We start from the raw sequence: 19,919 nt of genomic DNA on the forward strand, positions 1-19,919 counted from the left end.
CCTTCCCCCGGCAGTCCCGACCACCTGCTAGCTACTAGCGACTGGCTGTATAATCCCGCCCTTTTCCGCAGCATCAAAGCCGAACATCATGGAACTCGCAAAAAGTTTTGAACCGAAAGACATCGAAGCCCGCTGGTATCCCGAGTGGGAATCCTCCGGCTACTTCAAGGCCGGACTCGACCCGAACAAGACTGAATCATTCTGCATCCAGCTGCCGCCGCCCAACGTCACCGGCACGCTGCACATGGGGCACGGCTTCAACCAGACACTGATGGATGCGCTCACGCGCTACCACCGCATGAAGGGCGACAATACCCTGTGGCAACCGGGAACCGACCATGCGGGCATCGCGACGCAGATCGTCGTGGAACGCCAGCTCGATGCTCAAAAGATTTCGCGCCACGACCTGGGCCGCGAAAAGTTCATCGAAAAGGTGTGGGAGTGGAAGGAATACTCCGGCGGCACCATCACCCGGCAGATGCGCCGCCTGGGCACTTCGCCCGACTGGTCGCGCGAGCGCTTCACCATGGACGAGGGGCTGTCGAAGTCCGTTACCGAGACCTTCGTGCGCCTGTACAACGAAGGCCTAATCTACCGCGGCAAGCGCCTGGTCAACTGGGACCCGAAGCTGCACACCGCCGTGTCCGATCTGGAAGTCGTGCAGGAAGAAGAAGACGGCTTCATGTATCACATCCGCTATCCGCTGGCAGATGGTTCCGGTCATCTGACCGTCGCCACTACCCGCCCCGAGACCATGATGGGCGACGTCGCGGTGATGGTGCACCCTGAAGACGAGCGCTACAAGCACCTCATCGGCAAGCAAGTCACGCTGCCGCTGTGCGACCGCACCATCCCGGTCATCGCCGACGAATATGTGGACAAGGAATTCGGTACCGGCGTGGTGAAGGTGACGCCCGCGCATGACTTCAACGACTACGCGGTGGGCCAGCGCCACAAGCTGGAGATGATCTCCATCCTCACGCTGGACGCGAAGATCAACGACCACGCGCCTGCCAAGTACCGCGGCATGGACCGTTTCGATGCGCGCAAGCAGATCGTTGCCGACCTTGAAGCCGCAGGCGTGTTCGAAAAGGCCGAGAAACACAAACTGAAAGTGCCGCGCGGTGACCGCACCGGCGTGGTGATCGAGCCGATGCTGACCGACCAGTGGTTCGTGGCGATGAGCAAGGCCGGCCCCGAAGGAAAGAGCATCACCGAGCAGGCTCTGGAATGCGTGAGCTCCGGCGAGATCAAGTTCCATCCGGAGAACTGGGTCAACACCTACAACCAGTGGCTGAACAACATCCAGGACTGGTGCATCTCGCGCCAACTGTGGTGGGGGCACCAGATCCCCGCGTGGTACGGCGTGAACGGCGAAGTATTCGTCGCGCGCGACGAAGCCGAAGCGCGCCACCTGGCCGACCAGGCGGGCTATGCCGGACAACTCGACCGCGACAACGACGTGCTCGACACGTGGTTCTCCTCCGCGCTGTGGCCGTTCTCCACTCTGGACTGGGACGAAGGCAAACCGTTTGAACAACAGAATCCGTTCGTTCAGCAATATCTGCCCTCTTCCGTGCTGGTCACCGGCTTCGACATCATCTTCTTCTGGGTGGCGCGCATGGTGATGATGACCAAGCACATCACCGGCAAGATCCCGTTCAAGGACGTGTATGTGCACGGCCTGATCCGTGATGCGGAAGGCCAGAAGATGTCCAAGTCCAAGGGTAACGTGCTCGACCCTATCGACCTGATCGACGGCATCTCCCTCGAAGACCTGGTGAAGAAGCGCACCACCGGCCTGATGAATCCCAAGCAGGCCGAGCAGATCGAAAAGCGCACACGCAAGGAATTCCCGGAAGGCATCACTGCCTTCGGCACGGATGCATTAAGGTTCACCTTCGCATCGCTCGCATCGCCAGGCCGCGACATCAAGTTCGACATGCAGCGCTGCGAAGGCTACCGTAACTTCTGCAACAAGCTGTGGAACGCCACACGCTTCGTGCTGATGAACTGCGACGGCAAGGACGTCGGTCTCGATGAGTCGCTGCCGCTGGAATTCTCCGCCGCCGACAAGTGGATGATCGGCGAACTGCAAAAGGCCGAGGCCGAGATGGCGACGCACTTCGCCGATTACCGCTTCGACATGGCCGCACGTGCGGTATACGAACTGGTGTGGAACACCTACTGCGACTGGTATGTGGAACTGGCCAAGGTGCAGATGGCCAACGGCAACGACGCGCAGCAGCGCGGGACGCGTAGAACTTTGGTGCGCGTGCTGGAGACCATCCTGCGCTTGGCACACCCGATCATCCCGTTCATCACAGAAGAACTGTGGCAGTCGGTCGCGCCGATGGCCAACAAATCCGGCGACAGCATCATGCTGCAAGCCTATCCCAAGGCAGACAGCAGCAAGATCGATGAGGCTGCCAGCGCGCAGATCACCCTGCTGCAGGAACTGATTTCCGCCTGCCGCAGCCTGCGCAGCGAGATGAACCTGTCGCCCGCCGCGCGCGTGCCGCTCATTGCAGCTGGCGATGCGACGGTATTGAACGCACTTGCACCTTACATCAGCAGCCTCGCGAAATTGAGCGAAGTGCAGATCGTCGCCGAGTTGCCGGAAGGCGATGCGCCCGTGTCCATCGTCGGCAATTTCAAACTGATGCTGAAGGTAGAGATCGACGTCGCAGCAGAGCGCGAGCGCCTGGACAAGGAGATCGCGCGCCTGACCAACGAGATCGCCAAGGCGCAAGCCAAGCTCGGCAACGAGAGCTTCGTCGCGCGCGCTCCGGCTGCCGTGGTGGAGCAGGAGAAAAAACGCCTGGAAGATTTCGGTGCGACGCTGGCCCAGTTGCAGGCGCAGCGCGCGAAGTTAGGATAACGTGTAGGGGTAGGTCCTGCCTGCGAAGCCGCTTAGTCGCGGGCAGGGCCAGCCCTACCTTCAGTGCAGGGGCGCCATGCGCCCCCGTCCTGCCTGATGAGGGGGTATCAGACTGCGCGGCGTCGGATGAGGAATACGAATTCGCCGTTCTCCTCGGTCGAGGAGAGCAGCTCATTGCCGGTCTTTTTGCAGAAATCGGCGAAGTCCTTGGGCGCTCCTTTATCGGTTGCCACCACTTTCAGCACCTGTCCGCTGTTCATCGTGGACAGCGATTTCTTGGCGCGCAGGATGGGCAACGGACACGCCAGCCTGCGCACATCCAGTTCGACATCGTAGTTCATCATGCGACCGGCAGTCCCGCCTGCGCCCAAGCCGTGATGCCGCCCTGCAGGTTGTACACGTCGACAAAGCCGTTCGCGGCGGCGAATGCCGCGGCCTGCGCCGAACGCCCGCCCATCTGGCAATAGAATACGGTCGGCGCGTTCTTGTCCAGCTCGCTCAGGCGCAACGGGATAAGGTGCAGAGGGATGGATTCGCCCTGCGGGATCTTGCCGCGCGCGACCTCCGCATCGGTACGCACATCCACCAGGCGCAAGCCGCCCTTCTGCAACATCGCTTCCAGTTCGGCGACGCTGAGGTTCTTGAAACTGCTCATTACTTATTCCTTTTCTGTTTGAATTTGATCCGCCAGCAAGTGCGAGATACGGGTGTTCGCCACCGCCAGCCTCCTGACCAGCATGCGCAAAAATGCGTCGCTGAACTGGAAACGGCAACCGGTCGAAGCATTGGCCAGCATATCGGGATCGATTTCGATCAGCACCACGTCGTTTTTGGCGATCACGTCGGTACTTCGTTTGAAAGCGTGCTCGGAGAGGTGTGCCATTTCACCAAAACAATCGCCGCTACGCAACAGGCTGAGCAGCCTGCCCTGCTTGAGTACCCGCACCGTGCCTTGCGCCAGGATGAAAAAAGAGCGCCCATCCTCGCTATCGCGCAGGATGTATTCCGCCTCCGGCACTTTGCGCCAGCTACTGATGCGCAACACTTCCCATAGTTCCACATCGCTGAAATTCTTGAAGAACGCCAGGCTGCGCAAGGTATCGAATTTCTCGGTATCGAAGATTTCATTCTGTGCCGGCACGACATGGCTGAAAAAACCGACCAGATCGCGCGCAAACTCGTCCCAGGTCGGGTAACGCTTCGCCGTATCCTTCTCCATCGCGCGCCGGACGATGGCATCCAGCTCCGGGGGCGTTTCCGGGCGGAACGCGCTAGGTGGTGGCGGATCGATGTTGAGGATGTGGTAGATCATGCTGAAGTTATTGCTCGCATCGAACGGCAGCTTGCCGCTCAGCAGCTTGTACATCACCACACCCAGCGAATAGATGTCGGTCTGATGGGTCAGGGGCAGTTCCTGCACCTGCTCCGGCGACATGTAGGCCGGCGACCCCACACCCGACACCTGCGTGGTCTGGGCATCCTGGAGCGCGGCGGAACCGAAATCGGAGATCTTGATGTCGGTCTCGCCCTGCAACAGGATGTTGGCCGGCTTGATATCTCGGTGGATCACGCCCTGATATTGCGCGTACTCGAGCGCCTTGCAGCACTTATAGACGATCTCCGCGATGGTGCTGATGGGCAGCAGGTGATCCACCTCGGCATACCGGTCGAGCGTGTCGCCCTCCACATATTCCATCACCATGTAGTTGACGTCACCCTCCATCACCGCATCGAGTATCTTCACGATGTGTGGATGGGACAGCTTGCCCGCCAGCGAGGCCTCGGTCATCAGCAGCTTACGATAGACCTTGGCGCGATTGGGATCGCGCAAGCTGTTCATGTCGAACAGCTTGATGGCGACCTGCTGCTTGCTGAAGGTATCGGTGGCCAGATAAACGGTACTGGTCGCACCCCGGCCGATTTCGCGAGCGAGTTCGTATTTGCCGATCTTGTCCATTTTGGCTTTTATTGTCCGGAACGGCGCAATTCTGCGCACTTTGGCGCGCAAAGTCCACATTGCAGCAAACTCCGGGTGTGAACCAAGGGCAAAAGCAACTATCATAGATGCCATGAAAAAACTGCCATTGCTGCTGTTGCTATGTTTTTCGCCCTGTGCCGTGAGCGAAGGACTGCCCGATCTGGGCGATGTCTCGCAGACCGTACTCACACCGCTGCAGGAACGCCAGATCGGCCAGCAGAGCATGCTGCAGATACGCGCCAGCAAACAGTTCCTCAACGATGCCGAGATCAACGACTACCTCAACCAGCTCGGATACCGGCTGGTGGAGAACAGCGCCGAGCCCGGTCTGGGCTTCGAATTCTTCGCGCTCGACGATTACAACGTCAATGCGTTCGCCATGCCCGGCGGCTTCATCGGCGTAAACAGCGGCCTGTTGCTGACGGTTCAGAGCGAATCGGAACTCGCCGCGGTACTCAGTCACGAAATCGCCCACGTCACCCAGCACCATACGGCTCGCATGGTGGCAGGCCAGCAAAACGACAGTCTGGCCTCGATGGCCGCGCTCGCCGTCGCCATCCTCGCCGCGCGCAGCAACTCGCAGGCTTCGCAGGCGGCCATCGCCAGTATGCAGGCGCGCGCCCTTCAGAAACAGCTGGATTACACCCGCACTCACGAACAGGAAGCGGACCGCATCGGCTTCGAGATTTTGCAGAAATCGAACTTCAACACCCACGCCATGCCGGAATTCCTCGACCGGCTGCAAAAGGCCACACGCCTTCTGGAGGGCAACACCCCCGGTTACCTGCGTACCCACCCGATCACCAGCGAGCGCGTCGCCGATATCGAGAACCGCGTCCAGAAACAACCGTACCGCCTGCTTCCCGATAGCCTGAACTTCCAGCTGGTACGCACCAAGCTCATTGCCAGCCAGAAGACCGCCGCGGATGCCATCACCTACTTCAACGATGCCTTGGGTACGCAGAAATATGGCAATCCCGTCGCACAACGTTATGGCCTGGTCGGCGCGCTGTTGCGCAACAACGAGATCGAGCGCGCCACTCAGGAACTGGCGACGCTGCGCAAGCAGGTCAGGAATAACCCGATGGTCGAAACCCTCGCCGGAAAGGTGAAGCGCGCAGCGAAGAACGATACCGAAGCACTGGCGTTCTACCGCAACGCGGTACAGAACTTCCCGCAGCATCGTGCACTGATCTATGACTACGCCGAGCTTCTGCTGCAAACCAACCAGGCCGACACCGCCGTCAAGCTGATCGGAGAGCAACTCACCCGCCACCCCAGCGATACAACGCTATACGACCTGCAAGCCCACGGCTACGCCATACTGGACAAGCGCCTGGAACAACACCAGGCACAAGCCTACAGTTATGCCTGGCAAGGCAACCTGTACGCGGCCATCGAACAACTGGAACAGGCAAAACAGGCGGGGGGAAGCTTCTACCAGATGTCCACCATAGAAAGCGATTTGCGGGAGCTGAGGGAAATGGTGGAGGCTCGGCCTCAAAAATAGTCCCACATCCCTTATGCTTCCGATAAGCCTGATAAAGATATAATGCCACTGGATTATTTAGCGCACTCAAGCCCCATTCCCGGCATGAAAAAAAGTTCGAACACCGTCTGGCATCATGCCTGCGTGACGCGGGATCAATGCGTCGACCAAGTCATCAACTACCCGCTCATTTCCGCACCACAATGAGCACCGCGCCTTTAAATCCGCTACGCATCCCCGCCGATATCTGGCGCAGCCGCCACCTGCTCGGCCAGCTCATCAAGCGCGATGTGTTGATGCGATACCGGGGTGCGATATTCGGCGTGCTGTGGATATTTCTCAGTCCGCTTATCATGCTGGCAGTCTTCGCCTTCATCTTCGGCCATATCTTCCAGGCGCGCTGGCCGCAACAGGACGCCGGAATCCCTTTCTGGCTGCTGCTCTATAGCGGCCTCATCGCCTTCAACGTGTTTGCCGAAACGATTTCCCGCGCACCGACGTCCGTACGCGGCTATCCCAGCTTCGTAAAGAAGATCATCTTCCCGGTGAATATACTGCCCATCGTGCCGCTCGGTGCCGCGCTGGTGCACGGCGGATTCAACTTTCTGATCCTGCTCGCCGCCCTCGCATGGACCAGCCATCTACATGCCAGCATCCTGCTATTCCCTTTTCTGATCATCCCGCTGCTGCTGCTTGCCTTGGGATTATCGTGGTTCCTGGCGGCCTGGGGGGTGTTCATCAGGGACATGACCCAGATCGTGCCGGTGTTCGTGCAGATGCTGCTGTTCCTGTCTCCTGTTTTCTACCCAGTCAGTGCGGTACCCGAAATATTGCGTCCGCTATACCAATACAACCCGCTGGGGGCCGTAATTGAAACCTCCCGCACCGCAATCATCGGTCAGCCGATTGAATGGAGCACATGGGGAATGGCATTGGGCTTTAGCATGATCGTATCGATTCTGGGTTACGCATTCTTCCAGCACAGCAGGGACGAGTTTGCCGATGCACTCTGACATTGCCATCTCGGTCAGGAACCTGACCAAAAATTACCGCATCTTCGGCCATCCGACCGATCGCATAAAACAGGCGCTTACGCTCGGCCGCATGCATTTCCATCGCGAATTCACCGCGTTACAGGATGTTTCCTTCGATATCCAAAAGGGGGAAACCGTAGGCATCATCGGCCGCAACGGATCGGGAAAGAGCACACTGCTGCAACTGATTTGCGGCATCCTCAAACCCTCATGTGGTTCTGTAGAAGTAAATGGCCGAATCTCAGCACTGCTGGAACTTGGTGCCGGCTTCAACCCTGAGTTCACCGGAAGGGAGAACGTTTATTTTCAGGGTGCGCTGATGGGTATCTCGAAGGATGAGATGGATGAGCGTTTCGACGAGATAGCGTCATTCGCCGATATCGGCGAGTTTATCGATCAACCCGTACGCACCTATTCGAGCGGAATGTTTGTGCGTTTGGCATTCGCCGTTTCGATTCGGGTCGATCCCGAAATCCTGATCGTTGATGAAGCGCTATCAGTCGGGGACATGGAGTTTCAGGCCAAATCGTTCCAGGCCATGCGAAAAATGCAGGAAGATGGCCTTTCGATCTTTCTGGTCACTCACTCGCTGCCATTAGTCAGAAACTTTTGCCAACGTGCCATTTGGCTGGATCATGGCAAATTGATAAAGGCAGGGCCAGCATCAGAGATCTGCCGCGAGTATGCCTCGCACACCCAGGCGGCTCCCGAATCAATTCGGTCTCAAATAAAGAGTGCTGCTGAAATGGCCGTATTTGAACCGAACAAAACAACAGGAATCTCGATAAAACAAGTTTCGCTGGATAAACAATCGCTATATGTTGGCGACAACTTATCCATATCAGTGTCGCTAACGTTTTTCAAAGAAGTGAATGCAAGTGAATTCGGCGTCGGAATCATTGTCTATCACGACGATGGCCGCCTGTGTACTCTGTTCAACACCATACGTGACAATGTAATTCCGGAAGTTCCGGATGATTGCATTAAACTGGAGATTCCAAAAATCTCTTTTATTCCGGGCCATTATCTGGTCTCGGTGAATGTTTGCGACTATGCGGGCGTCTTCTCGTTCGACAAATTGGACCATTGTGCGGCCTTTGAAGTAATGGAGGAATTTAATTTGAACGGGATACCTCGCTGGGAAGGGGAGATTGCGTGTGAGCACCGCTGGACCAAATAACTGGGAATTAAGGAATTCGGAACACCTTATATTCACCAATCGGAGCTTGTGCACTCATCATCACTTGCTAGTGGGAATCATCCGGGTGCGCAATGAGTCACTGATCCTGGAAGACACCCTGTCACATATGAGCGGGTTTGTTGATGCGATCGTGGCCTATGATGATGCAAGCACGGACAGCACGCTGGAAATTCTTCGCAACTGCCCCAAGGTCGCGATGGTGGTAGCCAATACCAACTGGGAGCCAAGCATAGACGCGCGACTGGAAGCAGAAACCAGACATCGCGGGCTTTTATTGTCCCTCCTGAACGCCCATTTATCTGCTGACTGGGTTTTTTGCTTTGATGCGGACGAGCGGTATATCGGGAATATCCGAGATACCCTGCACGCCATGAAGTCGCACAAAAACGATGGGATACGCATTCAACTGTTCGACGCATACATGACTGCAGACGACTGCCTGCCCTACTCTTCGGGCCGAAGCCTCCTTAATTTCCGGCGAAAATTCGGGCCGGAAAAACGAGAAATTCTGATGTTGTGGAAAAACTCCCCATCCGTTTTTTATCATGGGCTGGATGCACGAGAGCCACAAGGTGTCTCCCACGCGATCACCAGTTTTCATTGCCAACATTATGGAAAATCCATTTCAGTCCAACAATGGGAAGAGACATGTGACTATTACGCCCGCCACTTCCCGCCGGAGCCTTATGGGAAAAAGTGGTTAAGCCGAAAGGGCAAGGCCATACACACACAATCCGACTTTTCGCGGCCGCTTTACGATTGGGGAGATGATCTTTTCTCAAATGCGGTATTAATCTAACCACGCACACGCACCTAGCCCCGCTCATTCACACGGATTCAATCTCTCAATGGCTGAAAAGAATCGTGCTTTAATTGCCACTCACCACCTTGTCGACTTTGCCGGTTCGGAGATTTCCACACTGGAACTCGCCACCACATTGATGTCCATGGGCTGGGAGGTAACCGTAGCCGCGATCTTGACCGGGGAGCCTATGATCTGGGAATTCCACTCAAGGTCAATCCCATTATTCAATCTACTTGAAACAGAACTGCCTATCGATAATCAGCATTTCGATTTGGTCTGGATACACCATTTGCCCGTTTTTCATGAAATCGTCCTATTCAGAAAAATCACTGGAAGCAAGCTGATCTATTGCAGCCTCTCCCCATACGAACCTTTTGAGGCAGTTCCTGCGCTGTTAGACTCTGTCACCCTGTTGCTTGCCAATTCCCGGGAAAATGCAGACCACATCTTAAGCGAACGGGGGTTGCCAGAAGGCTCGGTCAAGATATTTCCTAATTCTGTACCGCAACATTTCTGGAAGGTATCCAAAGCGAACTATCCCTCACAACCGAAAAAAATCGCTTTGGTAAGTAATCACCCTCCCAAAGAGATCACCGAACTTATCTCCATACTCCAGCAAGCCGGGCGGGAGGTTCGGCACATTGGAATAAAGGGCGAGCCCCTATTGGTCACCCCTGGCGAATTGATGAACTACGATGCGGTGATTTCCATAGGGAAGACAGTCCAATACTGTTTCGCCTTAAAAATCCCGGTTTATTGTTATGATCATTTTGGCGGCCCGGGCTGGCTAAACAAGCATAACTTCGACTTGGCTTACCGCAACAACTTTTCAGGTCGCGGCTTCTCAAAAAAAGACAGCCACTCCATCATCCATGAACTCGATGCAGGCTTTGAGAAGGCGGTGGAACAACTTGAGGAGCATCATGAATTCGCCAAAAACCACTTTGATCTTGAACGAAATCTCAAGCAAATGTTTAATTATGAGCCGTTCTCCATTCCCAATTCCGGTTCAATGTATCAACAACTCATCTTGGAACACGCCTGTTATAAGCGCTTGGCAATAGCGCGCCAAACCTCGGCTGACACATACAAGGTCAACATACTGAATGAGGAAATTCGACGACGAGATGCAGAGATTCAACGTCTAACATCAACATATTCGTGGCAAATTACCAAGCCATTGAGGCTCCTCGCCAACCTCCCTCAACTGATCAAAGCAGTTCTTATGAAAAAATGAAAGCTTCTGTTGTTATTCCCACCAAGAATGGCGGGCCATCGTTTGCCAAAGTATTGGATGCACTGCTCCAACAAGAAACACCCTGGGAATTTGAAATCCTGGTGATCGACTCTGGCTCAACTGATGACACAGTGGAAAATTGCAAACAGCGAAGTGTCCCGGTACTGTCTATTCCTCCTGCCGAATTCGGCCATGGCAGAACGAGAAATCTGGGTATCTCAAAAACCGGCGGGGAATTCATCGCCCTGATCACTCAGGACGCGCTTCCGGCGAACAATCAATGGCTATTCAATCTGGTAAGTGCAGTTGAACGAGCTCCCGATGTAGCCGGTGCATTTGGGCGCCATCTGCCCTACCCTGAAGCGCGCCCCTGCCTAAAAAGGGATCTGAAGCTGCACTTCGATCATTTTTTGCGCTGGCCATCCGTTATCAGAAGGTCTGATGATGAGCAACGATATGAGCGAGAAGAAGGCTACCGGCAGATGATGCATTTTTTTTCCGACAACAATGCTTGCTTGCGTCGTAGTGTGTGGGTCAAGTATCCATATCCCGACGTCGATTTTGCTGAAGATCAAATTTGGGCCAAAACCATCATAGATGCAGGTTTCGCCAAAGCATATGCCGACAATGCTGTGGTCTACCATTCTCACAACTATTCAGTAATTGAGGCTGGGCGTAGAGCCTTTGATGAATCGATGGCTTTGAATCGACTCTTCGGATATAAATCCTGCCCCACGATTGCCCATCTATTGGCCACCATACTTTACTCCATCGCTGCAGACACTCAGTACGTGGCGAGCAATTGCCACGGCGTCGACGAATTGCGCCAGATAGTGACAATCCCATTCCTCAATTTTTCACGCATGGTCGGACGTTATCTCGGCACAAAATGGGAAAGGCTCCCGAAATGGATGGTACGCACCATTTCTCTAGATAAGGCGCTTCAGGCCAGTTAATGCAACTCATACTTCCGAATGGAACCCCAACGTGTTGATTAGAAAAATTCGTTTATTAAACTTGCTACGAATCAAGCTCGGCGCATGGGGCATGGTTAAATTCCTGTGGTTTGAGTACATATATGGAGGTCGACTACTCATCAGGCTCGAGCCTAGAAGCAAAGCCGCGGATATTGTTAAAACCTACGACTTCATAAACAATCGCTCAATTGGCGAAACAATGGATCCGGATAATATGGATGCCCAGACAATCAACTGGGTGATCCCTGACTTTAGAGTCGGGTCCGGCGGGCACCTGAATATTTTCAGGCTCATTTCTCATTTAGAGAAAAGAGGTTTTCGTTGCCGTGTAATCATCGTCGGTTACACGCTCTTTTGCACCGGCGAGGAAGCGCGAGATGTCATCAGAAAACATTTTTTTCCAATAGAGGCGGAAGTAAGCATCGGGGAATGCAGCCTGAAACCAGCGAAGTTCACAGTGGCTACCAGTTGGATTACTGCGTACACCGTTCGAAATTTTATGGCGACGCAACACCGTTGTTATTTTGTGCAAGATTACGAGCCCTATTTTTATGCACATGGCAGCGATTATTATTTCGCAGAAGCGACTTATCGCATGGGCTTACTCGGAATTACTGCCGGAGATTGGTTGGCGACCAAGTTGGCTGATAAATACGGGATGAAAACCGTCTCGATGGGATTTTCATTCGATCACCATTTGTATTATCCACGCAAGCGGCTAGCCCCCCATCAGAAACGAGTATTTTTTTATGCCCGTTCAGTTACACCACGACGTGGCTTTGAACTTGGCATATTGGCTTTACACAGAGTCGCAGAGCGCCACCCCGATATTGAGTTCGTGTTAGCAGGATGGGACTCTTCATCCTATCAAATACCGTTTAAGCACATTGATGCAGGGAATGTCTCGGTGAATGACCTTCCGGACCTGTACAGCCAATGTGATGTTGCCTTAGTGCTGTCGTTGACAAATCTTTCGCTTCTTCCCTTGGAGTTAATGGCATGTGGGTGTCCCGTCGTAAGCAACAAAGGGGAGAACGTCGAATGGCTTTTGAATGAAAACAACGCCCTGCTGGCCGACCCGAACCCGGAATCCTTATGCGACGCGATCATCGATCTTCTCGTCAATGAAAACAAACGAAAACAGTTGATTGAGAACGCCTCCAGGTTTGCCAGGGCAACAAGCTGGGAATCAGAATCCGAGAAAGTTGTATCGTTCTTTCAAGAAATGGAATCCATCACAGCCTGAGGAGGTGGGGATATGAACTGTTGTGTTATCGGCGGGGCGGGCTTCATCGGCCTGCATCTAGTAGAAGCGTTGGTTGCAGCTGGACATAATGTAAATTTGTTTGATCGCCCAAGATTGGTTCTGCCTCAGCACATTGCTCAACATGAGGCAGTTAATCGCTTTGAGGGGGACTTTCTCAATCTTGATGACCTTGCTCCGGCAATAAAGGGCTGTGAAATAGTATTTCACCTGGTTTCAACAACCCTGCCCCGTTCCTCAAACGAAAACCCTGTTTACGATATCGAGACCAATGTCATCGGCACATTGCAGTTGCTCGACGCCGCACGAAAGAATGGGATCAGAAAGGTGATTTTTATATCATCCGGCGGTACTGTCTATGGCATTCCACAAGAACTCCCGATTCCGGAATCCCATCCGACAGACCCCGTCTGCTCCTATGGCATCAGCAAGCTGACCATCGAGAAATACATGTCCCTGTACAAGCACTTGTACGACCTCGATTACTGCGTGCTACGTCTTTCCAATCCTTTCGGCGAACGACAACGCGTTTCGGCCGCGCAAGGGGCGGTTGCAGTGTTCCTGCACAAAGCACTACGCAACGAGCTGATCGAAATCTGGGGGGACGGCTCAGTGGTGCGTGATTATTTCTACATAAGTGATGCCGTTTCCGCCCTTGTAAAAGCCATGACCTATGACGGCAACAACCGAGTTTTAAACATTGGAAGCGGGGCGGGACTAAGTTTGAACGAAATTCTGACTGCTATTGAACGGTTATTGGGGCGCTCCGTAAATAGGTCATACCTTCCGCCACGCCCCTTTGACGTACCAAGAAACGTCCTGGACATCTCTCTGGCAACTCAGTCGCTCGACTGGCGCCCTCAAGTACCTTTTACCGAAGGGCTTGCCCGAATGGCACGATGGATGAATGAGCATAAACACTAACTTCTATGCCCGAAGCTAGCGCAGTGAAGCGCAAAGGCAGCAAGCCGAACTCTCAAACGCGTCCTGATCAGCAGGCATCCCGGCGCATCTTGCTCTCCCAAGGAATCCCGGTAAGCCCCCCCAGAAGCGACATTTTACAAAGCCGGATAGTGTCTAGTGAATCGAGGGGGATTCATTCTTTGCACAAGGCTGTCGACAGAGCCATTCCCTTCGGCAAGGCCCCATGCGCCCAAGCATACCGTCCATCACACCCGCCGCGAATGCATGGAGCTTGGAGAATCGGTCTTTCTGCAATACAACTATCGACGCCAGCTCAAACAGCAGACGCGCCAATCGGTGCAAACACCATAGGGGTTCGTGCCTCCAGTAATCCATTACACCAACAAGCGTGTTGCGTACGATGTAATACTTGCGCAATGGAGAATGATCAGGAAGAACAATACCGAGCAGCGGTATCAGAGGGGAATCCGCGCCACCTATACCATGTTCCATCACCGGAATTCGGCTAATGAACACGCGGTATCCATTAGCTCGCGCCCGAAGGCAGAACTCGTGATCCACTTGATCAATAAAATAATCCTCGCGAAAGCCGCCAATTGCACGAGCCAGACTTGTGTTGATCAGGCTACCAGCGGTAATAACTGCCTTCTGCTCAAGGAACAGCCCCTCCCCCGCGGGAAGCCGCAACCGCCCCTTTCGTAAATCATAATAATTCCCTCCAATCACTGCAGGCTTTGCCCCACAAGCCTCATATACCTGGAGAAGCGTCTGCACCATGTTGGGGTAGCATTTCGTATCCTGATCGAGCGTGATGATCCACTCGTAGCCATATTCGAGTGCGAATGCCAACCCCTGGTTTAGCGCAGCCGCAATACCCACATTGGCTGGATTCTCAATCACGGATATTCGTGCATCATTCCCATAAAACTCTTTAAGTCCAAGAATGCGGTCCTCCTCAGGCGTGTTATCTACGACCACCACCTTCCCCACCTGAGGAAGCACCATATGAAGCCGCTGATCAAAACCCTGATCCGGGAAATATGCCACCACTACCGCGCAAACGGATGAGGATTTCAACGTACCACTCTTATCTGGAACCTGATGTATGGAAGGCATGCCTCACAACCCTGCTAATTCGTTTGACGGAAATCTTCTTAATGAACTGTCGATGGACCATAATCCACTATACTGAACGCACCGAGTACTAGCCGGGATTGGCCGCTCCCGCCTCACTGTGCTTTACATCCAACATGGAATGAAGAATGTCCGATTCTGGCAACACCAACCGTCGAATATCGCATGCCTGCGTCATTGTCACGCTAAACCCGGATGCAGCACAGTTCCATCGTGTATTGGATGCGTCTCTTGCTCAATCGCCGGCAGTCATTGTAGTGGATAACGGATCGTCGCCGCAGTTCGTCGCCGGCCTGCACGACCATGCTGCGAATTCCTCTAACCTGCATGTACTGCCGCTGGGGCGGAATTTGGGTATCGCCGCGGCACTCAACTTGGGAATAGCTGAGGCGAAATCCCTGGATGCCGAGTTTGTCCTTCTGCTCGACCATGACAGCATTGCCGAGGCTGGGCTTCTGGAGGGATTGCTCCTGGCAATGAAAGAGAAGCAACATTCCGGCGAAAAGATTGCCGCGATCGGGGCGAAGATCTTCGATCCGCGCTCAGGCGAAGAACTGGGGTTCTATCGCATGCACAATGGACACTGGGACAAGATCAAGTGTGGGGTATCGACCCATGGATTGCTTCCCTGCGATTATCTGAACTCGTCCGGCAGTTTCATTCCCATTTCCGCATTCGAAGACATCGGGCCGTTCAATGAACAATTCTTCGTTGATCACGTCGATACGGAATGGTTCATGCGCGCCCAATCGTTGGGGTACGCATGTTACGGCTTCTGCGGTGGTGCTCTCGAGCACTACATGGGCGATGCGGTGATCCGTTACTGGCTTTTCGGATGGCGGCACATGCCGCGCCGCAGCCCCCCAAGGCACTATTACATAGTGCGCAACAGTCTATGGCTCTATCGCTATAAGCACGTACCGTTCGCCTGGAAATTGAATAATTTCCTTAAGATACTATTCACGTTTTTCTATTTCTCACTGTTCGACGTGCAGCGAACCGGTCAATTCAAATCAATTCTGAAAGGGCTGGTCGACGGCATCAAAGGCGAACGCCGGCCAACCTGAGAAGCCATTATTGCCCGGCCAGTTTTTCGAGCAATGCACCATAACGTGCGGCAACAATTGACCAATCGAAATTTCGTGATACGTAATCTCTGCCTTTGGCGGCCAGTTGCCTGCGCAGCCCTGGTTCGGCCAACAGTTCCACCACCGCTCCGGCAATAGCTCGCGGATTTTTCTGCGGCACAAGCCAACCTGAGGTCCCGTGAACGATGACATCCCGTATAGCCGGCAGGTCGGACGCCACGACCGGGCATTCGCAGGCCAATGCCTCGACCAGTACCAGCCCCAGCCCCTCCTGATCTCCTTGGGCTGTGACAATGGAAGGCGCTACGAAAACTGTTGCTCGTCTATATAGTTCGGAGATTTCCGAATTGTTTAGCGAGCCAAGAAAAGTGACTGCGTGGGCGATCCCGAGTCGAGCCGCCTGTTGCTTCAGGGCATTTTCCACAGGGCCATCCCCGACGATGCTAAGCCGCATGTCCGGGTACCGCTCGAGGATTATCGGCATCGCATCGAGCAGATGTGCGCATCCCTTCTTTTCGACCAGGCGCCCGACAAACAATATTTCATTGTCCGTGCGCCGGGTCGCTGGGGATGGCGCAAAAAGCTTTCTGGTGTCCACGCCCATGGAGATGGTATGCAACCGCTCGGGTTCCACACCTTGCGACAGGGCACAATCCGCCACCGCCTTGCTGACTACCGTAAGCAGCGATGAACAGCGGATGACCCAGCGCTTGATCGGGCTTAGCAGCCAGCCGTTCAATCCCAGCAGGTCGCCGCCATGCGAAGTGCAAATCCAGGGCGGCATGTTTTTCGTGAACAGTCCGGAAATCGCGACCGTCAGCCCTTGCGGGATGATCCAGTGAGCGTGAATCACATCGATGCGCCGATGCCTCAGAATTCGCAACAGCGCGATGAGTTGCGCGATGAAGAAAAACGGCAGCAACAGATAACACCAGCGGCTGCGCTTGAGATTGGCAAGGATCCCTCCCTGATAGGCCAATCTTTCCCATCGGGAAAAAAAATAGCGGAAACGCACGACTTCAATGCCATCAACACTCTCGAAACGTTCAGCGCCATGGGCATGAGGGGCGAGGACAACGACATCGAACTTGTCACCAAGCCGCCGGCAAAGCTCGAAAACAAACGGCGGCTCCTTGTCACCTTGCCAGCGAGGGAAGGTGGAGGTCAGCACCAGGACTCGTTTTCTAATGGTCACTGTCCTTATATGCCAGCATGGTGATCTGTTCAGAAACCAGTCCGATCAGGAATACGATGATCGCGCTGATGAACAACAAAGCGCTCATGTTGGTGAAGCGGTGCAGAGTCAGGTAGGTGTGGACATAATTACCCGCGCCCAGCAGAAAAAAAAGGGCGCTGACCGGGAAGAACAGTTTCAGCGGCGAATACAGCGAGCCGATCTTGAAGATGATAAGCAGGAATCGCACCCCATCGCGCACGATACGCATGTGACTGCTGTTACCGATACGCTTGGGGGCATGGATCGGCACATACCCCACGCTATAGCCGGCCCGGAAGAAACTCATGGTAATGGTGGTCGGATAGGAAAAACCATTGGGCAGCATGTAAAGGAATTGGCGGAACTTGTCGGCCTTGACCGCCCTGAAGCCCGAGGTCAGGTCATCCACTTTTTGCCCCACCATCCAGCTCGCCAGCCAATTGTAGAACCCGTTGGCGACCGCCCGGTGCGCGCCGGCCTGAGAGCCTCTGCCGCGCGCCCCCACCACCATGTCATAGCCTCGCTCGAGTTTTTCCAACATCAACGGAATATCTTGCGGCTGATGCTGTCCGTCGGCATCCATGAAGATCAGCACGTCGCCCTTTGCGGCGCGTGCGCCGGACTTTACCGCTGCGCCATTGCCTTTCGGGTACGGATGGCTGACCACTCGCACGGGAAACTTGGCGCACACCGACAACGTGTCATCGTCCGAACCGTCATTGACGACGATGATCTCCGCCTCCGGTAATCTCGCCACGACCTCGGGCAACAAACGACGTAATCCTTCAGCCTCGTTGCGGGCCGGAATAACCAGTGTGATATCCATAAGCGGCTTTATCTTTTCACTCATCCTGCAACCAAACTGAACATGCACGTGAATACCGGTCTTGCAACTTGTTCCGTTGCGTCTATTACATAGTTTTTCATTTTATCAGTTCCGCCTTGGGCCGGATTTCCGGCGGCAAATTGCCGAATTCAGTGACTATTTGGCTTCTGTGGCTGCCAGTTAGCAGCGGGTTCGACAACGCGGCGCGGTAAAGACGTGCAATGATTTCCGCATTGACTACGCAACTCCCGTCGGCAAGGCACCTTGCCAAGCCGATGAGGGAATTCTTGTTTGGCGGCCCAAAAGGAACCGTCGCAAGGCGTTGCTCCAGCATCTCTATCAGTGCTTCATCCGGCTGTAGTCCCCTTTCCGCATTCACCACCAGGATTCCGAGCAACCCGGAGATGTTTGACGGCGCATTATATGCAGCCTGCTGGTAATGGAATATGGCTTTGTTATAGAGATCAATTGCCTCTTCGCGCGACGTTGGCGGCAGGTGGTCGTAAAGTCCCGCCAGGTCGGTGTGCGCCCGCACCGAATATGGGTGCCGTTCCACCTCCAGCGTGCGCATCAATAGCGTATCTCCCCATTGCTGGGCACGGGCCGCGGTCAGTCCGGCGAACAGGATCACCAACGCCATGAAAGCCATTCGGCGCAAGCGCAAACTGGGCAGATGCAACCGGGGATTCAATGTGTAATAGGCCAAGGGCAGCAAGATGCCGAACATGGGCAAATAGTTGCGGTGTTCAAAAGCGATTTCCAGTGGAATGACCGTGGACTCCAGTGCATGACCGGTCAAGAAGAACGCGATCCCGAAAGCGATCATGGGTTGTTTATTGCGCAACGCAAACGCGCCGCCCGCAAGCACCAGCAGCCCCGCTATGGCAGGCAACGTCGTCCAGGGCGTAAGCAGCCCCCTCGAAATCAGGATGTCGTCGTGATGCAAGCCCATCTCGGCCATGTTGGGCAGTACGATCATATGCAGATAGAACCACAGCACGCGCGCCTCGGTCATCAACCGTTCGGTCAGCGAAAAATCGCGCCATGCATAGCCGCCCAGAATCAGGCCGGGATTATTCAAGATGTAAAATAAGCCGAACAACACCGGGACTATCGCCGCCGAACCGACAACCGCCATAAGGATGCGGCGTGTCCCCTGATCGGAAGTTTTCCAGCGCAGCAAAATCCCTTCGGTCACAAAAATAAGCAAAGGCAACAAGGCGCCATTTTCCTTGCATAGCGCAGCAAGCGGCGTGATGACGAATATGGCTGCTGCAATTGCCACAAAACCCGACCGCGCCCCATCCAGCAGTTTTTTCCTGCCATACAGATACAGCACCAAGCCAGCCAGCGTGAATAACGCCGAAAGACTGGTCATGCGCTGTACCACGTAAAGCACGCCCGTCAGGTTGAACGGATGCAACAGCCAGATCGCGGCGACAGCGATGGCAATCCATGTTTCGGCCCCCTCATCCACTGTTGAATGATGAATACGCCGGTACAGGTTGAGCAGCAGCCGGACCAGTACAAACACCAGCATCCCGTTGACCAAATGGATCGCAAGATTGGTCGCCTTGAAATAATAGGCATCCATGCCGGAAACATAATAATTGACGGCAAAACTCGCCATGCTGATGGGCCGGCTTAACGCCCCCCCACCCGAAGACGCGGCCTGCCAGAGAGAATAGAAGTCCAGGCTATCAATTCTCAGGAGAGAATTTGTGCCAATATTGGCGCTATCGTCGAAAATGAAATGCCCCGTGAGTCCAGGCAGATAGCAGGCAACCGTAGCGGCAAGGAGGCAAAACAGGACAAATGGTTTGAGGATAGGAATAGGCATGGAAAATGGATCAAGTTAGAACAAA

The 19,919-nt window shown here is 54.4% G+C and carries 17 protein-coding genes; 10 read left to right on the forward strand and 7 right to left on the reverse strand.

What is annotated here, in order from left to right; all coding sequences use genetic code 11:
• Positions 1–88: 88 nt before the first annotated feature.
• Entirely contained in the window at positions 89–2,881 is a 2,793-nt protein-coding gene (locus FGKAn22_RS08790) for a valine--tRNA ligase (RefSeq protein WP_212785277.1), read from the forward strand.
• A gap of 107 nt (positions 2,882–2,988) precedes the next feature.
• Here the strand turns inward: FGKAn22_RS08790 and FGKAn22_RS08795 are convergent, their stop codons facing one another.
• The 3 genes from FGKAn22_RS08795 to FGKAn22_RS08805 are packed head-to-tail and all read right to left on the reverse strand — an operon-like array spanning position 2,989 to position 4,838.
• A complete protein-coding gene (locus FGKAn22_RS08795; RefSeq protein WP_212787197.1) occupies positions 2,989–3,222 on the reverse strand; it encodes a sulfurtransferase TusA family protein in 234 nt (77 codons plus the stop codon).
• Positions 3,222–3,536: a rhodanese-like domain-containing protein gene (locus tag FGKAn22_RS08800; protein WP_212785278.1), complete on the reverse strand. Its 315-nt coding sequence runs from the start codon at positions 3,534–3,536 to the stop codon at positions 3,222–3,224. The genes FGKAn22_RS08795 and FGKAn22_RS08800 overlap by 1 nt, the downstream gene beginning before the upstream one ends.
• A 3-nt stretch (positions 3,537–3,539) precedes the next feature.
• Complete coding sequence (locus FGKAn22_RS08805; RefSeq protein WP_212785279.1) at positions 3,540–4,838, reverse strand: serine/threonine-protein kinase; 1,299 nt, start codon at positions 4,836–4,838, stop codon at positions 3,540–3,542.
• A 112-nt stretch (positions 4,839–4,950) separates the two neighbouring features.
• Between FGKAn22_RS08805 and FGKAn22_RS08810 the strand changes: the two genes are divergently transcribed.
• The 8 genes from FGKAn22_RS08810 (at position 4,951) to FGKAn22_RS08845 (ending at position 13,790) form a co-directional block, all read left to right on the forward strand.
• Positions 4,951–6,369 (forward strand): M48 family metallopeptidase, encoded by a 1,419-nt coding sequence (locus FGKAn22_RS08810; protein WP_212785280.1) that lies wholly within the window; start codon positions 4,951–4,953, stop codon positions 6,367–6,369.
• A 182-nt stretch (positions 6,370–6,551) separates the two neighbouring features.
• Positions 6,552–7,361, forward strand: coding sequence for an ABC transporter permease (locus FGKAn22_RS08815; protein WP_212785281.1), 810 nt, complete (start codon positions 6,552–6,554; stop codon positions 7,359–7,361).
• Entirely contained in the window at positions 7,351–8,562 is a 1,212-nt protein-coding gene (locus tag FGKAn22_RS08820; protein WP_212785282.1) for an ABC transporter ATP-binding protein, read from the forward strand. Before FGKAn22_RS08815 ends, FGKAn22_RS08820 begins: the two co-directional genes overlap by 11 nt.
• Before the next feature lie 85 nt (positions 8,563–8,647).
• Positions 8,648–9,382: a glycosyltransferase family 2 protein gene (locus FGKAn22_RS08825; RefSeq protein WP_212785283.1), complete on the forward strand. Its 735-nt coding sequence runs from the start codon at positions 8,648–8,650 to the stop codon at positions 9,380–9,382.
• Between the two features lie 49 nt (positions 9,383–9,431).
• Positions 9,432–10,625 (forward strand): glycosyltransferase family protein, encoded by a 1,194-nt coding sequence (locus tag FGKAn22_RS08830; RefSeq protein ID WP_212785284.1) that lies wholly within the window; start codon positions 9,432–9,434, stop codon positions 10,623–10,625.
• Entirely contained in the window at positions 10,622–11,581 is a 960-nt protein-coding gene (locus FGKAn22_RS08835) for a glycosyltransferase family 2 protein (protein ID WP_212785285.1), read from the forward strand. Before FGKAn22_RS08830 ends, FGKAn22_RS08835 begins: the two co-directional genes overlap by 4 nt.
• A gap of 31 nt (positions 11,582–11,612) precedes the next feature.
• Entirely contained in the window at positions 11,613–12,848 is a 1,236-nt protein-coding gene (locus FGKAn22_RS08840) for a glycosyltransferase family 4 protein (RefSeq protein ID WP_212785286.1), read from the forward strand.
• Between the two features lie 12 nt (positions 12,849–12,860).
• Positions 12,861–13,790 (forward strand): NAD-dependent epimerase/dehydratase family protein, encoded by a 930-nt coding sequence (locus FGKAn22_RS08845; protein ID WP_212785287.1) that lies wholly within the window; start codon positions 12,861–12,863, stop codon positions 13,788–13,790.
• Positions 13,791–13,943: 153 nt separating this feature from the next.
• Here FGKAn22_RS08845 and FGKAn22_RS08850 read toward each other — a convergent pair whose 3' ends face one another.
• Positions 13,944–14,906, reverse strand: coding sequence for a glycosyltransferase family 2 protein (locus FGKAn22_RS08850; RefSeq protein WP_212785288.1), 963 nt, complete (start codon positions 14,904–14,906; stop codon positions 13,944–13,946).
• A 146-nt stretch (positions 14,907–15,052) separates the two neighbouring features.
• Here FGKAn22_RS08850 and FGKAn22_RS08855 point away from each other — a divergent pair, with 146 nt between their 5' ends.
• Positions 15,053–15,991 carry a glycosyltransferase family 2 protein gene (locus FGKAn22_RS08855; RefSeq protein WP_212785289.1) on the forward strand — a complete coding sequence of 313 codons (939 nt, stop codon included), beginning with the start codon at positions 15,053–15,055 and terminating at the stop codon, positions 15,989–15,991.
• A gap of 7 nt (positions 15,992–15,998) precedes the next feature.
• Here the strand turns inward: FGKAn22_RS08855 and FGKAn22_RS08860 are convergent, their stop codons facing one another.
• The 3 genes from FGKAn22_RS08860 to FGKAn22_RS08870 form a co-directional block, all read right to left on the reverse strand.
• Positions 15,999–17,183 (reverse strand): glycosyltransferase, encoded by a 1,185-nt coding sequence (locus tag FGKAn22_RS08860; RefSeq protein ID WP_212785290.1) that lies wholly within the window; start codon positions 17,181–17,183, stop codon positions 15,999–16,001.
• Between the two features lie 13 nt (positions 17,184–17,196).
• Positions 17,197–18,078 carry a glycosyltransferase family 2 protein gene (locus tag FGKAn22_RS08865; protein WP_246487375.1) on the reverse strand — a complete coding sequence of 294 codons (882 nt, stop codon included), beginning with the start codon at positions 18,076–18,078 and terminating at the stop codon, positions 17,197–17,199.
• A gap of 73 nt (positions 18,079–18,151) precedes the next feature.
• Positions 18,152–19,894, reverse strand: a complete 1,743-nt coding sequence (locus FGKAn22_RS08870) for a hypothetical protein (RefSeq protein ID WP_212785291.1) — start codon at positions 19,892–19,894, stop codon at positions 18,152–18,154.
• Positions 19,895–19,919 lie beyond the last annotated feature (25 nt).

This window comes from Ferrigenium kumadai (genome assembly GCF_018324385.1).
Taxonomy (GTDB): domain Bacteria; phylum Pseudomonadota; class Gammaproteobacteria; order Burkholderiales; family Gallionellaceae; genus Gallionella; species Gallionella kumadai.

Excerpts from the sequence above, each read along its gene's own strand:
- FGKAn22_RS08790 (WP_212785277.1), top strand. The coding sequence starts at position 89 with ATGGAACTCGCAAAAAGTTTTGAACCGAAAGACATCGAAGCCCGCTGG.
- FGKAn22_RS08795 (WP_212787197.1), bottom strand. The coding sequence starts at position 3,222 with ATGAACTACGATGTCGAACTGGATGTGCGCAGGCTGGCGTGTCCGTTG.
- FGKAn22_RS08800 (WP_212785278.1), bottom strand. The coding sequence starts at position 3,536 with ATGAGCAGTTTCAAGAACCTCAGCGTCGCCGAACTGGAAGCGATGTTG.
- FGKAn22_RS08805 (WP_212785279.1), bottom strand. The coding sequence starts at position 4,838 with ATGGACAAGATCGGCAAATACGAACTCGCTCGCGAAATCGGCCGGGGT.
- FGKAn22_RS08810 (WP_212785280.1), top strand. The coding sequence starts at position 4,951 with ATGAAAAAACTGCCATTGCTGCTGTTGCTATGTTTTTCGCCCTGTGCC.
- FGKAn22_RS08815 (WP_212785281.1), top strand. The coding sequence starts at position 6,552 with ATGAGCACCGCGCCTTTAAATCCGCTACGCATCCCCGCCGATATCTGG.
- FGKAn22_RS08820 (WP_212785282.1), top strand. The coding sequence starts at position 7,351 with ATGCACTCTGACATTGCCATCTCGGTCAGGAACCTGACCAAAAATTAC.
- FGKAn22_RS08830 (WP_212785284.1), top strand. The coding sequence starts at position 9,432 with ATGGCTGAAAAGAATCGTGCTTTAATTGCCACTCACCACCTTGTCGAC.
- FGKAn22_RS08835 (WP_212785285.1), top strand. The coding sequence starts at position 10,622 with ATGAAAGCTTCTGTTGTTATTCCCACCAAGAATGGCGGGCCATCGTTT.
- FGKAn22_RS08845 (WP_212785287.1), top strand. The coding sequence starts at position 12,861 with ATGAACTGTTGTGTTATCGGCGGGGCGGGCTTCATCGGCCTGCATCTA.
- FGKAn22_RS08850 (WP_212785288.1), bottom strand. The coding sequence starts at position 14,906 with ATGCCTTCCATACATCAGGTTCCAGATAAGAGTGGTACGTTGAAATCC.
- FGKAn22_RS08855 (WP_212785289.1), top strand. The coding sequence starts at position 15,053 with ATGTCCGATTCTGGCAACACCAACCGTCGAATATCGCATGCCTGCGTC.
- FGKAn22_RS08865 (WP_246487375.1), bottom strand. The coding sequence starts at position 18,078 with ATGAGTGAAAAGATAAAGCCGCTTATGGATATCACACTGGTTATTCCG.
- FGKAn22_RS08870 (WP_212785291.1), bottom strand. The coding sequence starts at position 19,894 with ATGCCTATTCCTATCCTCAAACCATTTGTCCTGTTTTGCCTCCTTGCC.